The organism is Leifsonia sp. PS1209 (genome assembly GCF_012317045.1).
Classification (GTDB): domain Bacteria; phylum Actinomycetota; class Actinomycetes; order Actinomycetales; family Microbacteriaceae; genus Leifsonia.
Genome location: NZ_CP051154.1, coordinates 3,966,544 through 3,981,414, shown reverse-complemented (window position 1 = coordinate 3,981,414; position 14,871 = coordinate 3,966,544). Strand labels below are relative to the sequence as shown.

The window sequence follows — 14,871 nt, the reverse complement described above, 5'->3', positions numbered from 1 at the left end:
TACTCACAGATGAGCAGAGTCGCGCAAACACGAGCAGAGAAAATACTCAGATACGCAAACTTAACAAAAGTGCGTCACGCAGGTAATGTAATCGAAACACTCGCTGCTCAAGCTTGCTGAATATCAGCGGTTCCGTCGCATAGTCACGCAAAGTCGAGCATCGAGTGTCGAACCCCGCGGATCCGCAACGAAGAGGAGAGCCCGTGATCGAACGACCGCTGCACCAGGGAGCCGAGCTCCTGTTCGCCGGCGAGATCTTCTGCGACGTCGTCTTCTCCGGCGTGGACGTCCCCGCCGTGGGAGCAGAGGTCTACGCGGACGCCTTCACCATCACGGCGGGAGGCGTTGCGAACCGGGCGGTCGCTGCTGCGCGGGCCGGCGCATCCACTCTGCTGCTGTCGCGCCTCGGCGACGACCCGCTCGGCGAGCACATCCACGGGATGCTCGACGACGAGCCCGGCCTCGACACCCGCCTGCTCGAACGCATCGCCGGACACCAGAGCCCTGTCACCGTGTCGCTCACCACCCCGGAGGATCGCTCCTTCATCACCTACCAGGTGGAGCTCGGGCACCAGGATGTCCCCGACGACCTCGGCCCCATCGGGGCGACCCACGTCGGCGTCGCCCACGAACTGCCGGCCTGGGTCGGCAGGATGCGCGCAGCGGGCACCACGGTGGTCGGCGGCGTCGGCTGGGATGCCTCGGGGGACTGGTCGGGCGATGTGCTTCGCCGCCTCTCCGAGGTGGACGTGTTCGTGCCCAACGACGCGGAGGCGATGCAGTACACGCGCACCGACGACGCGGTGGCGGCGGCCAAAGCACTGGCGAGGCACGTGCCGCTCGCCGTCGTCACCAGGGGGCCGCGCGGCGTCGTCGCCATCGATTCCGCGGCGGGGGAGATCGTCGAGGTGGAGGCCGTGCCGGTCGCGGCCGTCGACCCGACGGGAGCGGGCGACGTCTTCGTCGCCACGTTCATGGCAGCACTCGGCCACGACTGGGACCTACGCACCCGCCTCCGCTTCGCGTCGCTCAGCGCGACCATCTCCGTCACCGGTCTCGGCGGCGCGGCCAGCGCGCCGCGACCGCAGGACCTCATCGACTTCGTCGACCGTCGCAACCCGGCGGGCGATTGGTCGTTCCTCGACCGCATGCGCGTGCCCACCGGCTCGCACTGACCCTCGATCCCTCGCACCCCAACCGAACGGACACTGCAATGAAGAGACACACCAGCAAGGTGGCGCTGCTCGCCGGCGCCCTCACCGCGATCGCTCTCGGACTCACCGCGTGCGCGCCGGGCGGCTCGGCGCCATCCGGAACGCAGAGCCTCGGACCGGTCTCCAAAGACTTCGGCAGCAGCAAGGTCACGCTGACCGTGTGGGATCAGAACACCGACGGCGGCATCGACGACGCGCAGAAGCAGCTGAACGCCGCCTTCACCAAGAAGTACCCCAACGTCACCATCAAGCGGGTCTCCCGGTCGTTCTCCGACCTGAAGACCACGCTCAAGCTCGCGCTCTCCGGCGACAACCCGCCGGACGTGGTCCAGGCCAACCAGGGCTACCCGGACATGGGCGCGTTCGTGAAGGCCGGGCTGCTCCGGCCCGTCGACGACTACGCCGACCTCTACAAGTGGAACGACTACTACCCGTCGAGCCTGCTCAAGCTCAACTCGTTCTCGTCCGACGGCAAGAAGTGGCAGGGCGACGACCTCTACGGCGTCTCCCAGACCGGCGAGCTCGTCGGCCTGTACTACAACAAGGCCGTGCTGCAGAAGGCGGGCATCAGCGAGGCTCCGACCTCGCTCGACGAGCTCACCGCGGACATGGCCAAGGTGAAGGCCGCCGGTTCGCTGCCGCTGGCGTACGGCGACGTGGAGAAGAGCCCCGGCATCCACCTGTACGGGTTCGCGCTGTCGGCGCTGGCCGGATCGCAGAAGGTCAACGACCTCGTCAACGGCTCCAGCGGATCGTGGACGGGCGCCGACGAGGTGAAGGCGGCCGATGTCGTGCAGGGCTGGCAGAAGTCCGGGTACATCACCCCCGGCGCCAACGGCGTCTCCCGGGATGCGGCGGTCGCCTCGTTCGGCAACGGCGACGCGGCGTTCCTCATCACCGGCACCTGGTACCTGGCGACGCTCGCCGAGGCAACCGCATCTAAGGACATCGGCTTCACCGCCCTGAAGCCCGCCGGATCGGACACGCCCGTCACGATGGGCGGAGAGGGCCTGGCCTGGGCGATCACGTCCAAGTCGAAGAACGCGAACGCGGCGGCCGCGTACATCGACTTCGTCACGGACAAGAACGCGTCCGAGGTGCTCGTGAAGACGGGCAACCTGCCGACGGTCGTGCCGAGCGGGTCTGAGCAGGCCACCGGCACGGTCACCGGCGACGTCACCGCGAACTACATCACCATCTCCAAGTCGAACGGCATCACCCCGTACCTCGACTACGCGACGCCGACGTTCTACGACACCATCACCGCGGCCGCTCAGGATCTGATCGCCGAGAAGGCGACGCCCGAGCAGTTCACGCAGACGCTGCAGGACGACTATGCCGCCTTCACGAAGAAGAACGGATGACCGTGACCGCACACAAGGACGGACAGGCGGTCGCCCCCGCCGTCCGACCGGCTGTCCGCCCGGCCGGAGCAGCGCGCTCCGGCCGGGCGGGGCGACGCAGGAAGCGCAGCCTGGTCGCCTACCTCTATGTGCTGCCCGCGTTCCTCGTGTTCGCGGTCTTCCTCGGCTGGCCGTTCATCCAGACCGTCCAGTACTCGTTCTACGACTGGGACGGCCTGTCGCCCGCCACCTGGGCCGGGTTCGCGAACTACGTCTCGGTGTTCACCGACACGGCGCTGCGCGGCGCGTTCGGGCACGCGCTCATCCTGATGGTGTTCTACGCCGTGATCCCCGTGGTGCTGGCGCTGTTCCTCACCGCCCTCATCTCCCGCGCCAACGCCCTGCGCGGGATGAGCGCCTTCCGCACCGTCCTGTTCCTCCCGCAGGTGATCGCCTCGGTCGTCGTCGCGACGATCTGGGTTTCGATCTACTCGCAGGACGGCCTGGTCAACGAGACCCTGCGGTTCCTCGGCCTCGACGGGCTCGCCAGGGTCTGGCTCGGCGACTACGCGTTCGCGCTCCCCGCGATCGGGTTCGTCGGCACCTGGCTCAACATCGGCCTGTGCCTCGTGCTGTTCCTCTCCGGCGTCGGCAACATCCAGCCGGAGCTGTTCGAGGCGGCGCGGCTCGACGGGGCGGGGGCGGCGCGCGAGTTCTTCTCCATCACGCTCCCCTCGCTGCGCGGCCAGATCGCCGTGGCGCTCACGCTCACCATCGTCTCGGCGCTGAAGACCTTCGACCTCGTCTACGTGACGACGGGAGGCGGTCCTGGCACCTCGACCACCGTGCCGGCGTACGAGGCGTACAACCGGGCGTTCAACACGGGCCAGGTCGGCTCGGCCGCCGCCGTGGCCATCGCCCTGACCCTCGTGATCATGGTCGTCACCGCCCTGATCAGCCGGATCCAGCCGAAGGACGTGCAATGAGGCTCACTCGCCGCGAGAAGATCGTCGACTACATCGTCCTCTCCCTCTTCGCCCTGTTCGCCGTCATCCCGCTGGTCGGGGTGCTGTTCTCCGCGGTCACGCCGTCGGCGGACAACCAGGGCGGGTTCGCCCTTCCGACGAAGATCGACCTCGGCAACTTCGCCACGGCATGGACCGAAGGGCACTTCGCCACGTACATGTTCTCGAGCATCGTGGTCACGCTCGGGGTGATCGTCCTCACCACCGTGCTGTCCGTGCTCGCCGGTTTCGCCTTCGCCCGCCTCGACTTCGCCGGTTCCGGCATCATCTTCTTCGTGATGCTCGCCGGGCTCATGCTGCCCGCGGAGGCGTTCATCATCCCGCTGTACTTCAACCTGCGCAGCGTCGGCCTCACCGACTCGTACCAGAGCCTCATCCTGCCGCAGACCGCGCAGTCGCTCGCGTTCGGCATCTTCTGGATGCGCAACCAGTTCCGCGCCTTCCCCGGCGAGATCATCGAGGCGGCCCGCATCGACGGCGCCCGCGACCTGCGCGTGCTCTGGCAGGTGATCGTGCCGCCGTCGCTCGCCCCCATCATGACGATGTGCGTTCTGGTCGCCATGTGGACCTGGAACGAGTTCCTGATGCCCCTCGTCCTCATCACCAGCGAGGACCGCAGGACGGCGCCGCTCGGCCTCGCGTTCTTCAAGGGCGAGCACCTCACCGACTACTCGCTCCTGAGCGCGGCGGGCATCATCGTCGCCATCCCCATCGTCGTCCTGTACTTCTTCCTCCAGAAGCGCTTCATCTCCGGGATGCTCGGCGGCATCTCCGCGAAATGACGCCGCTATAGACGACAAAACCTCACCCGGAGTAGTGTTCGCCCGTCACCAACGATGGGGTGGGCACCATGACGGACAGCGCGACGGCCGGCGGCGCCGACGAGAAGCCGAAGCCGAACCACATCCTGGAGCTGCGCATCCACGGGATCAAGAACACGCCGCCGGCGGAGATGCTGGGCGTCGACAAGTCCGATCTGCGGCAGTACCAGGGCGACGAGAACGGCGGCTTCTGGCTGGCGACGCGCCTGCCGGAGCCCGACCCTGACGACGACACCCCGAACCCGGCCGTGCCTCCGCCGGATGTGCGCCGCGAGGCGTACTCGTGGGGCGCGATGGCGCGCTACGGCGGCGGCGCCCTCGTCATCATCGGGCAGTTCTTCGTGCAGATCGCGTGGCTTCTGCTGCTGCCGTTCGGCCTGACGAACAGCGCGTACTGGACCAGGCGCATCCCGAATCAGAACGCGGGCGGCGAATGGCGGGGCGGCGTGGGGGTGACCTCGCTGCGGGTGTTCGCGCTCGGGCTGACCCTGCTCTATGTCTGCGCTCTCGGCTCGGTGAGTCTCGACCTGATCGGCACCCAGTGTCTCGGCGGAGCCGCCTGCCCAGCCCTGCCCTCCGGCGTGCTCGACTTCCTCACGTCCGGTTTCCTGGCCGAGCGCGGTCGTCAGCTGGCGGTGCTGTCGCTGGTGCCGATCGGCGGGGTGATCGTGCTCTACCTCGTCTCGCACAGCGCGCGCACCCGCTACGAGGCCGGCATCTTCAACACCGTGCGCCGGATGCGGAACGCCGACACCCCGAAGCGCGCCACCGAGCGGCGCCCGCTCAGCGTCGAGGGCTTCTGGCAGCAGTCCCGCGTCGGATCGCCGACGGAATGGCTGCACCTGTCCGGCGCGTTCTGCCTGATCGCGCTGCTGCTGGTCTGGGACCGCGTCTTCGCCGGTGCGCCCGGCTGCGGCGAGCTGCAGTCGTTCGGGCCGAGTGGATGCGTCGCCCGCCTCCTCGGCCCGGGCGGAGACCTCTGGTACTTCACGGCGGCGGGCGTCGTCGCCGCGGCGGGCATCGTCTGGATCGTGGTCCGCATCGTCCGCTCGTCCGACACGGTCAACCATTCCGGGGAACGGCTCGCCGCGTTCCTCCGCGACGAGCAGCGCCGCCGCGAGACCGTGGCCGCGATCACCCTCGCCGCCTCGGTGGTCCTCTACGTGCTCGTCCTGGTGGCGCTGTTCGTCAACGGCGCGTACCACCGGTCGCCGTCGTTCGCGTTCCTCGGCCTGGTCTCCGCGCCGTCGATCATCCTGGGCGCGCTGGTCGCCATCTGCATCTCGGCGCTCGGCTGGCGCCGCGGCGTTCCGCACGTGCTCTCCATCGCGCTGATGACGGTCTCCGGGCTCACCTTCCTCATCGGAGTGTCGATGAACCCGGCGCGGCTCGGCGGCCAGCCCGGCGCGCTCCAGTGGGTGTACTACCTCGTGGCCGCGCTGTTCCTGGCGGCGCAGCTCGTGCTCGTGGGGGTGTGGCCGCGCATCCACGGCACCAGAGAGCGGTACCGCACGGAAGGCTGGGCCGGGATGGGACCAGGGGTGTGGATGCTGCTGTCGCTCGGGGCGGCGATGCTGCTGTCCACGCTGCTCGTCCTCGGCGTGCAGAGCTGGCTCGGCAGTGGCACGCCGGCTTGCGGCTGCGTCGCCCCGGTCGGCCGCGCGCTCGACGCCCCGATCGCGTTCAGCAACTTCGGCGACGTCGTGCCGCTGATCGCGGTGCTGCTGCTGCTCTTCGTCGCCGGCATCGTCGTGCTCAGGATGCTGTGGGTGCCCAAGCTGACCACCCCGCCGACCCCGGGAGGCTCCCGCCCTCTGCTCGAGCCGGTGGAGGAGTACAAGGACGGCGTCATCGAGCGCGGACGGACGACGGACCGGCTCGCCATGCGGATGTTGCGCGCCCGACGGTTCGCCGCCCTCTTCCACCGCGGAGAGCCGATCCTCGGCGTGCTCGCCGGGCTGTTCGCTGTGGGGTTCGTGGCGGCGCTCGCCGTGTCGAAGACCCAGTTCTTCGCCTGGATCGACGGCTTCGTCGCCCCGGCGCTCGGGCTGATCGCGGTGAGCGCTGTCGTGCTCATCGCCGAGAACGCGATCACCACCAAGGAGCGCCCCATCGGGGTGATGTGGGATCTGATGTGCTTCCTCCCGCGCGCAGGGCATCCGTTCGGGCCGCCCTGCTACGCCGAGCGGGTCGTGCCGGAGCTGCGCGACCGCGTCGTCGACTGGCTCACCCACGACCTGAAGCCGCCGCCCGGTCTGAGCATCGCGGAGCAGCTGGCGTGGAAGGAGCAGCAGGAGGAGGATGCGCTCAGCCATGAGCGGCCGTTCAGCGTGATCCTGAGCGCGCACAGTCTCGGCGCCGTGCTCGCGGTCTCCTGCCTGTTCACCTTGCGGCCCTCCCAGCAGGATCAGCTCCGCAACGTCGGCCTGCTCACATACGGCACGCAGCTCCGCACGTACTTCGGCCGCTTCTTCCCCGAACTGTTCGGACCGGGACCGCTCGGGACGCCGACCCAGCTCACGCCGTCCTTGCGCCGCGCGGACCCCTGGTTCACGCAGGTGCAGGCCGACCACGGCGGCACCGATGTCCCGCCTCCGCCGGCCGACACCGCCGACCCGACCCTCGTCGGCCTGCTCACCCAGCCGAACGGCGAGATCGCCTGGTTCAACCTCTGGCGGCGCACCGACTACCTCGGCTTCCCGGTCTTCAGCCACCGCGCCAACCCGGTCGACGGCGGTGCGGACGAGTTCGGTCCCCCGCGCTACCTCGTCAAGGTCGCCACCCACCCCGACTACCAGTCCACCCCCCAGTACACCGCCAACCTCACCCGCATGATCACCCTCCTCTCCCACCCCCGCAAATAATCGAGTCCGAAGCTATTCACGCGACACGCCGCATCCGCCCGTGAACAACGTCGGACTCGATTTTCAGGAAACCGAGCGGTGTATGGTATTCGCACACAGGCAGATCACTTCGAAGGAGAATCATGGGTCGGCTGGCACGCGCGTCCGCGTTGAACACCGAAGAGAAGGCTGCGGTGACGAGCGGCGCGAGTTTCTGGGAGACCGAGGGCATCGACCGGGTGGGCATCCCGTCGATCTACCTCACCGACGGTCCGCACGGTGTGCGCAAGCAGGCCCAGGGCGGGGACCACCTCGGCATCGGCGACAGTGTCCCGGCCACCTGCTTCCCGCCCGCCGTCGCCCTCGGCTCGTCGTGGGACGCCGAGCTGCTCGAACGCGTCGGCGCCGCCCTGGGCGAAGAAGCGAAGGCGGAAGGTGTCGGCGTGCTGCTCGGACCCGGCATCAACATCAAGCGGTCTCCGCTCTGCGGCCGCAACTTCGAGTACCTGTCGGAAGACCCCATCCTGAGCGGGCGGCTCGGCGCATCCCTGGTCCGGGGCCTGCAGTCGCAGGGCGTCGGCGCCTCGCTCAAGCACTTCGCCGCCAACAACCAGGAGACCGACCGGCTGCGCGTGAGCGCCGACGTGGACGAGCGCCCGCTGCGCGAGATCTACCTCCGCGGCTTCCAGCATGTCGTGCAGCACGCGGCCCCGTGGACCGTGATGTGCTCCTACAACCGCATCAACGGCGTCTACGCCAGCGAGGACCCGTGGCTGCTCACGCGCGTGCTCCGCGACGAGTGGGGCTTCGACGGCGTCGTCGTCTCCGACTGGGGCGCCGTCAACAACCGGGTGGATGCGCTGGTCGCAGGCCTCGACCTGGAGATGCCGTCGAGCGACGGCGTCACAGACGCGCAGCTCGTCGCCGCCGTGCGCGACGGCTCCCTGGAGGAGTCGGTGCTCGACACCGCCGCCGAGCGCGTGATCGACCTCGTGCAGAAGGCGGTCGACAACGCCGACGCGTCCGCGACGTACGACCGGGATACGCACCACGCGCTCGCCCGCGAGGTGGCCGCCCGCAGCGTGGTGCTCCTGAAGAACGACGGGGTGCTCCCGCTCGCATCCGCATCCGGCCGCAGCATCGCCGTGATCGGCGAGTTCGCGCGCACCCCGCGCTACCAGGGCGCCGGTTCGTCGCAGATCGTGCCCACCAGGCTCGACAACGCACTCGACGAGATCCGCGCGCTGGCGGGCGAGAGCGCCGTGACCTTCTCAGCCGGTTACGCGCTCGGCGACGCCGACTCCGACGCCGACTCCGGCGCCGCTGCCGACGCTCTCACCGCCGAGGCCGTCGCCGCCGCGCAGGCGGCAGACGACGTGCTCGTCTTCCTCGGTCTGCCCGGCGAGGACGAGTCGGAAGGCTTCGACCGCGAGCACCTCGAACTTCCGGCAGCGCAGACCGCCCTCCTGGATGCGGTCATCGCGACCGGCGCGCGCGTCACGGTGGTCCTCTCCAACGGTGGCGTCGTCCGCGTCTCCGGATGGGCGCACAGGGCGGCGGCGATCGTCGAGGGCTGGCTGCTCGGCCAGGCGGGCGGCGGTGCCATCGCCGACGTGCTGTTCGGCGTGGTCAACCCGTCCGGGCGTCTGGCGGAGAGCATCCCGCTGCGGCTGGAGGACACGGCCTCGTACCTCAACTTCCCCGGCGAGAAGGGGCACGTCCGGTACGGCGAGGGCCTGTTCGTCGGCTACCGCGACTTCGACGCGCGGGATGCGGAGGTCAGCTTCCCGTTCGGCCACGGCCTCTCGTACACGGAGTTCGCGTTCTCGGGTCTCGCCGTCTCCGGCGACGCCGACGGCATCGAGGTATCGCTGGACGTCGCGAACACGGGGGAGCGGGACGGCCGCGAGGTCGTGCAGGTCTACGTGTCCGTGCCCGGCTCGTCGGTGCAGCGCCCGGTGCGCGAGCTCAAGGGCTTCGCGAACGTGGCGGTGGCGGCGGGCGCGTCCGAGCGCGTGACCGTGCGCATCCCGAGCGAGGATCTGGCCGTCTACGACACGGCGCAGGAGCGCTGGGTGGTCGAGGGCGGCGAGTACGAGGTGACGGTCGGTGCGTCGTCGCGCGACCTGCGCGGCAGCGCGACGGTGGCACTGGCGGGCGACGCCGGGCTGCCGCTGCTGGCCTTCGACTCGACGCTGGGCGAGTGGCTGGCGCATCCGGTCGGCGGGCAGATCCTGATGGGCGCGCTCGCGCAGTCCGGGGGCGGAGCCGTCGCGGGGATGCTCGACGATCCTGGCCTGCGCCGCATGGCGGAGTCGATGCCGCTCAACCGGGTGGCCGCGTTCCCCGGCAGCCCGGTCACGGCCGAGCAGATCCACCAGCTGGTGGCGGCCGCGAACGCGGCGACGGCGGCCGCAGCGAACGCCCCGGCGAGCGTGTCCGCGTAACGTACACCGCTGCCGGACCGGCCTGAACCCCCTTGCGAGAGCGAGGGGGTTCGGCGTTTGGGGGCGGCGCGAGGCGAGAACTGCACCGATGCCGACGACCCACGCCAGGTTGCGCGTGCAACAGGGCAGACAGTAGGGTATACACCATATGTATGAAATATCACCATCGATATTGAGATATTGAAAGGGGTAGCCGATGACTATCGCTCTAGACGCCCCATTGGCATCAGCGCTTGCGGATCAGGCGCGCACGGGTCCGACATTGAGCTTTCACGCGCTGCCTCTTGCCAGCGCACGCCTGTCGATGCCGCCTGAGTGGGCCGACCGATTCGCAGCACTCCACGACGTCTCGTCGCATGCAGACGTCAGTCTGTCCGGCCACGCCCTCGACTCGTTCTTCGCGCCCCGCGGTCCGCTTGACGCAGCACAAGCGCTGGCTGCGCGAGCATTCGGCGTCGACGCTGTCTTCTTCGGCACATGCGGGACGACTCTGTCGAATCGCGTCGCCCTCGAGAGCTTGACGACGTCCGGCGGCAGCCTTCTCCTCGACGGGGCGTCCCACCAGTCGCTTGTCTTCGGCGCGCGGGCTGCCGGACTGGACGTGACGTTGATCGAGCCGATCAGCGCCGGCGGACGGTTAGTGCCTGACCTCGATACCTTAGTGCGCCTGCTGGCTGATGCCGCGCTCGCAGGACGTCCGTTCGATGCGGTTGCGGTTACGGCCAGTTCGTACGACGGCTACGTCGTCCGCATGGATGAGTTGCTCCCTCGACTCGTGCAGGCGTCGCCCACGACGTCCATACTGCTCGACGCGGCTTGGACCGCAATCCACGCGTTCTCGCAGACGATGAGGCACATGTGGCCGAGCCGCGCAGCGGCTCACCTCCGGGCCCGCATGGAACTGCCCCCGATCGTGATCACGACATCGGGGCACAAGTCCCTCTGCGCGCTGAGGCAGGGCTCGTACCTTTTGGTGATGGGAGGTGACGCCGTCGTCGAGAGAGTCAAAGCAGCGAACTTCCTCCACCATACGACGTCGCCTTCCTGGCCGATTCTCGCGTCCCTCGACCTCGCGAGGGAACATGCCGAACACCTTGGAGACGACGCATTCGGGAGAGCGGCATCGATGCGGGATGAGTTCTTGGCAACGCTCCGCGGCGACCCGCTGCTGGCCTCTCTCACACAGGAGACCGGCGGCGACTTCTGCGGGATGCCGGGCCTGGCCCAGGATCCCCTCAAGCTTTCCGTCAAAGCAGAGCCGATGGGGTCGGCCGAGGATGTGAGGCTGTTCCTCTTCGCGCAGTATGGCGTATACGTCTCGCGTTGCAACGATTCCGGTCTGCTGCTCAATTTCACCATCGGTACCCAGCCACGAGCGGTTGATGCGCTCCTTCGCGGTCTGCGTGCGTTGATGCGTACGAAAGGCCGCGCTGCCCCGTCGAGCCGCGAGCCGTATTCGATCGGAAGCGTTGTCGAGCACTTCGTCGTTCCATATCCGCCGGGAGTCCCCATCGCACGACCCGGTGACGTGTGGACCGCAGACCATCAAGCAACTCTCGCTCGCGAGATACGAGCCGGGGCCGAGATCTTCCGGCTTCCCTCACCTGAACTGGAAAGGACTTCACGATGATCCCACTCGATGCCATCGCCGAACACGCTGAGGCGCAACCAGATGCGATTGCCCTCGAACACGGTGCGGAGAAGGTGACGTGGTCTCGCTATTACGACCAGGTGGCGCGCGTCTCCGCCTGGCTGGCGGAGCATGTCACCGCTGTCGATGCAACGGCCGTCGTTGAGGCGCCGGCTAGCTCAGAAGCGTTCGTCGTCATCAGTGCCCTCGCCACTGCCAGAATCCCATGGGTCGCACTGGATCCGCAGGGAGACAGGACCGTGCGGGATCATCAGCGTTCGTTGCTGTCCCCCGCTCTGGTCGTCGCGGAGGACGCCGAGGGTCGCGTGGTGCTTCGGACGGCATCGAGTGGGGAGGACACCATGCTTGCCGACGCCATTTCGGAGGATCGTCCTGGCCGCAGACCGCTCATGCCCGAGCGAAGGTTCCGAGCTCTCGGCTTCACGTCGGGGACGACCGGACTTCCCAAATGCGTCGTCAGAAGCCGATCGAGCGAAGGCCCTCGAAACGCACTGTTCATCAAGCGCTTCGGCTTCGGCACGCGTGACAGGTTTCTGCTCTGTCTTCCCCTCTCTCACGCATCGGGGCACGGCTGGGCCCGTACGTTCCTGACCTGCGGTGGAACCGTGGTGATCGGGAGTTCCGAGCCGAAGGAGATCGCAGCGAACCTGGCAGGAAGCGCGATCACGGCGAGTCTGATTGTCCCTCCCGTGCTCGATGCGGTCGTCAACGTACTTCGAGACAGGTTCCCCAACGAGCGTGTATGCGGCCAGGTCCGTTTCCTCCTCACCGGTGGTAGGCATCTCTCGCCCGGGCTTGTGGGGAGGGTGACCAGGACGATCGGTCCCGTCTTGCACGCGTACTACGGGACGACTGAAACAGGGGTCAACGCCTTCGCTGAACCCATCGACCTGCTCATCGACCCGCGGTGTTCCGGCACGGTCGTGGACGGTTCGGCCATAGCGATCGTCGACGCCGAAGGCAACGAAGTGTCCTCCGAGACACCAGGCAGGGTTGCGATCGCCAGCTACATGAATGCTGACTCCTACGACGACGGAGATATTCCTTCGGTCGAACTCGGAGGCATTCGCTACACGCTCACTGCCGATCTAGGCGTGATGTCGGGGGACGGGGTCCTCACGATTCTCGGCAGAGCCAGCGAGGAGGTCAGCGCCTCCGAATGCGGTGACCTCATCGGCTTTGAGAATGACCTCAGGCTGCTTGCCGGTGTCACCGATGCCGCGGTCGCCGTCGATTCGAAGCGATTTGCGGTCGCCGCGATCGAAATGGCCGAGGCGACCATCGATGAACCATTGATGGAGTATCTGGCGATTCGCCTCGGCAAGCAGCGTGGCGTGCAGTTGCCGATCAAGGCGCGGATAGTGCCAACTCTCCAATTCAACCGGACAGGCAAGTTCGACCTCACCAAGAGCCTCGTTCGAAGCTGACGAAAGTAGACAACCATGAGCACCTCATTCCGCGCTGTCCTTCTCTGTCTCATCCCTCCCCTGATCTGGGGCGGTATGTTCCCTGTGGCCGCGAGTCTCGAGCCGACCGTGAACATGTTCGTCATGACGCTGATCCGATACGTTGCGGTCGCGATCGTCCTTGCGATAATGCTCGGCAGAGCCGAGGGGCGCGCCGCCTTCCGCCTGGGAGCCAGCGGCTGGCACCTCTTTCTTCTCGGAAGTGCCGGGTTTGCTGGATTCGGGCTACTGGCGTTCACCGCCCTGAGCTACACATCGGCGGCAAACGTCAGCCTCATCATGGCCATGATGCCCGCAATCGGTGCAGTGATAGCCGCGGCAGCGACCAGGAAGCTGCCTCCGGCCTACACGCTCGCGGCCGTGGTCATTGCGTTCGTCGGAGTGTCCCTGGTGCTCACGGAAGGCAACTACCGGGAACTCGTCTCCGCGGACGACGCACTCGGGCTGGTCCTGGCGCTTCTCGGAGCGATTTGCTGGGTGGTGTACACCAGGGGAGCTGCCCGATTCCCACAGTGGTCGATCTTGCGCTACACGACCCTGACGACGCTCCTCGGATGCCCGACGATCGCGGCCGCAACCATCGTGGCAGCAGCAACAGGTTTCGTGACAATGCCGACCTTCGAAGCGATCATCGCTGGTTGGCCGGCATTCGCGTACCTCATCATCCTCGCCGGGGTGGTCGCGGTGCTCTTCTGGAACAACGGCAACAGGCTGCTCGGCCCGATCAATGGCACGCTGTTCATGAACCTGGTGCCGATAACCACCTTCACCATCGTCAGCGTGACCACCCAGACGCTTCCGACTGTGGCGGCGACGTGGGGAGTGGTTCTCGTGGTGCTCGGCCTCGTCCTCAATAACATCTACGCACGTCGCGCGGCGCGAAGGGCTCGCGTGCTCGCTGCATCGTCGGCGAGCGTGCCCGCGTAACGTACACCGCTGCCGGACCGGCCTGAACCCCCTTGCGAGAGCGAGGGGGTTCGGCGTTTGCTGGGGCTGAACCGGAGCGAGAGGAGCATCGGATGAGCGACACCAGCGGACTGCCGAACACCACGAGCGAGGGCGTGCCTGCGGAGGATGACCCGACGCGTTTCGAGGGCGGTGACGGTGCAGATCGCGACGCGCAGTCGGCCGAGCCTGCGGAGACCGCCGACGCACCGGATACGGCCGCGCAGGTTGCAGACGCGCAGGGCGCCGACGCACCGGATGCGGACACCGGCGCTCAGGCCGAGCCGGACCTGACCACGGGCGACGCCGCCTCCACCGGCATGGAGGGCGCGGAGCCGCCGCCCGCCGAGCTCGACCCGGCGCAGAACCCGTCCAACCCCGACCTCGTCGACACCACGGAGGCTCCTGACTAGCCGTCCCGATCGACGTGGAAGCCCCGCTGGCCCCCGACAGGGTCAGCGGGGCAGTCGTGTCCAGCGGTGGATGCACACCGCACCGGCGACACCGAGCGCAGCGGCGCAGACGGCACCGGCGACGAGCAGCCCCACCGCCGTCCGGCTCAGCCCGGTGTCGGCGGCGAAAGTGCCGCGTGAGGCCGCGACGACGAACGCAGCGGAGAACAGCACGAGCAGGAAGCTGGCGAGATAGCCCGTCAGCGCATCGCTTCGTGCGCGGAAACGCATTCCGCGGTCGGTCACGGTCGGCCTCCCTCAGTGGTCGCAGTCGTGGGTGGGGCCCGACCGGCCCCACCCACGGGGGACGCCGTCACCCGGTTCGGGCGTCCGAGAGACCGCAGAGGCGAGCACCTCGCGCGATGGGATGTCTCTCACGAGAGGAGACGGCGAACTGCCGGAATCCTGACGCGAGACGTGCGAAAAACTCAGCGAGGGGGCTGGCGGGACACGAACATCCACGCGGCGCCGACGGCCACGCCGACGATGAGGAGGGCGATCCCGGTGACCAGCACGGGCGCTGTGCCGCCGACGCGCGGAAGCAGCAGGCCGAGGGCGAACGCGACGACGCCGACGTTGATGAGCACCGCGGCGAGCCAGCCGAGGGTCGTGCGCAACGTCGCCTTCACGCTCGTATCGTAAGCCAGGACTGCTCCGCAGGGCC

General features: G+C 68.0%; 12 protein-coding genes. 10 read left to right on the top strand and 2 right to left on the bottom strand.

Features of this window, described 5'->3' with window-relative positions:
• Window positions 1–203 precede the first annotated feature (203 nt).
• The 10 genes from HF024_RS19025 to HF024_RS18980 all read left to right on the top strand — a co-directional run bounded on the left by HF024_RS19025 (window position 204) and on the right by HF024_RS18980 (window position 14,168).
• On the top strand, window positions 204–1,175 hold the full coding sequence (locus tag HF024_RS19025) for a PfkB family carbohydrate kinase (RefSeq protein WP_168690645.1): 972 nt from the start codon (window positions 204–206) through the stop codon (window positions 1,173–1,175).
• Between the two features lie 38 nt (window positions 1,176–1,213).
• The gene (locus tag HF024_RS19020) at window positions 1,214–2,578 is read left to right on the top strand and encodes an extracellular solute-binding protein (RefSeq protein ID WP_085367340.1); all 1,365 of its coding nucleotides are present in this window, start codon (window positions 1,214–1,216) and stop codon (window positions 2,576–2,578) included.
• Window positions 2,575–3,543 (top strand): sugar ABC transporter permease, encoded by a 969-nt coding sequence (locus tag HF024_RS19015; protein WP_210723991.1) that lies wholly within the window; start codon window positions 2,575–2,577, stop codon window positions 3,541–3,543. The genes HF024_RS19020 and HF024_RS19015 overlap by 4 nt, the downstream gene beginning before the upstream one ends.
• Window positions 3,540–4,364, top strand: coding sequence for a carbohydrate ABC transporter permease (locus HF024_RS19010; protein WP_085367338.1), 825 nt, complete (start codon window positions 3,540–3,542; stop codon window positions 4,362–4,364). The genes HF024_RS19015 and HF024_RS19010 overlap by 4 nt, the downstream gene beginning before the upstream one ends.
• 68 nt (window positions 4,365–4,432) lie before the next feature.
• Window positions 4,433–7,267: a hypothetical protein gene (locus tag HF024_RS19005; protein ID WP_168690644.1), complete on the top strand. Its 2,835-nt coding sequence runs from the start codon at window positions 4,433–4,435 to the stop codon at window positions 7,265–7,267.
• 122 nt (window positions 7,268–7,389) lie between these two features.
• Window positions 7,390–9,693 carry a glycoside hydrolase family 3 C-terminal domain-containing protein gene (locus HF024_RS19000; RefSeq protein ID WP_168690643.1) on the top strand — a complete coding sequence of 768 codons (2,304 nt, stop codon included), beginning with the start codon at window positions 7,390–7,392 and terminating at the stop codon, window positions 9,691–9,693.
• A 196-nt stretch (window positions 9,694–9,889) separates the two neighbouring features.
• The gene (locus HF024_RS18995) at window positions 9,890–11,323 is read left to right on the top strand and encodes a hypothetical protein (protein WP_168690642.1); all 1,434 of its coding nucleotides are present in this window, start codon (window positions 9,890–9,892) and stop codon (window positions 11,321–11,323) included.
• Entirely contained in the window at window positions 11,320–12,771 is a 1,452-nt protein-coding gene (locus HF024_RS18990; RefSeq protein ID WP_168690641.1) for a class I adenylate-forming enzyme family protein, read from the top strand. Before HF024_RS18995 ends, HF024_RS18990 begins: the two co-directional genes overlap by 4 nt.
• A gap of 15 nt (window positions 12,772–12,786) precedes the next feature.
• Window positions 12,787–13,737: a DMT family transporter gene (locus HF024_RS18985; RefSeq protein ID WP_168690640.1), complete on the top strand. Its 951-nt coding sequence runs from the start codon at window positions 12,787–12,789 to the stop codon at window positions 13,735–13,737.
• A gap of 92 nt (window positions 13,738–13,829) precedes the next feature.
• A complete protein-coding gene (locus tag HF024_RS18980) occupies window positions 13,830–14,168 on the top strand; it encodes a hypothetical protein (RefSeq protein ID WP_168690639.1) in 339 nt (112 codons plus the stop codon).
• A gap of 42 nt (window positions 14,169–14,210) precedes the next feature.
• Here HF024_RS18980 and HF024_RS18975 read toward each other — a convergent pair whose 3' ends face one another.
• Window positions 14,211–14,453, bottom strand: coding sequence for a hypothetical protein (locus HF024_RS18975; protein WP_085367334.1), 243 nt, complete (start codon window positions 14,451–14,453; stop codon window positions 14,211–14,213).
• Window positions 14,454–14,635: 182 nt separating this feature from the next.
• Window positions 14,636–14,836: a hypothetical protein gene (locus HF024_RS18970; protein ID WP_085367333.1), complete on the bottom strand. Its 201-nt coding sequence runs from the start codon at window positions 14,834–14,836 to the stop codon at window positions 14,636–14,638.
• Window positions 14,837–14,871 lie beyond the last annotated feature (35 nt).

Bases quoted from the DNA above. Each gene is read 5' to 3' on its own strand.
- HF024_RS19020 (WP_085367340.1), top strand. From the start codon at position 1,214: ATGAAGAGACACACCAGCAAGGTGGCGCTGCTCGCCGGCGCCCTCACC.
- HF024_RS19015 (WP_210723991.1), top strand. From the start codon at position 2,575: ATGACCGTGACCGCACACAAGGACGGACAGGCGGTCGCCCCCGCCGTC.
- HF024_RS19010 (WP_085367338.1), top strand. From the start codon at position 3,540: ATGAGGCTCACTCGCCGCGAGAAGATCGTCGACTACATCGTCCTCTCC.
- HF024_RS19005 (WP_168690644.1), top strand. From the start codon at position 4,433: ATGACGGACAGCGCGACGGCCGGCGGCGCCGACGAGAAGCCGAAGCCG.
- HF024_RS19000 (WP_168690643.1), top strand. From the start codon at position 7,390: ATGGGTCGGCTGGCACGCGCGTCCGCGTTGAACACCGAAGAGAAGGCT.
- HF024_RS18995 (WP_168690642.1), top strand. From the start codon at position 9,890: ATGACTATCGCTCTAGACGCCCCATTGGCATCAGCGCTTGCGGATCAG.
- HF024_RS18990 (WP_168690641.1), top strand. From the start codon at position 11,320: ATGATCCCACTCGATGCCATCGCCGAACACGCTGAGGCGCAACCAGAT.
- HF024_RS18985 (WP_168690640.1), top strand. From the start codon at position 12,787: ATGAGCACCTCATTCCGCGCTGTCCTTCTCTGTCTCATCCCTCCCCTG.
- HF024_RS18980 (WP_168690639.1), top strand. From the start codon at position 13,830: ATGAGCGACACCAGCGGACTGCCGAACACCACGAGCGAGGGCGTGCCT.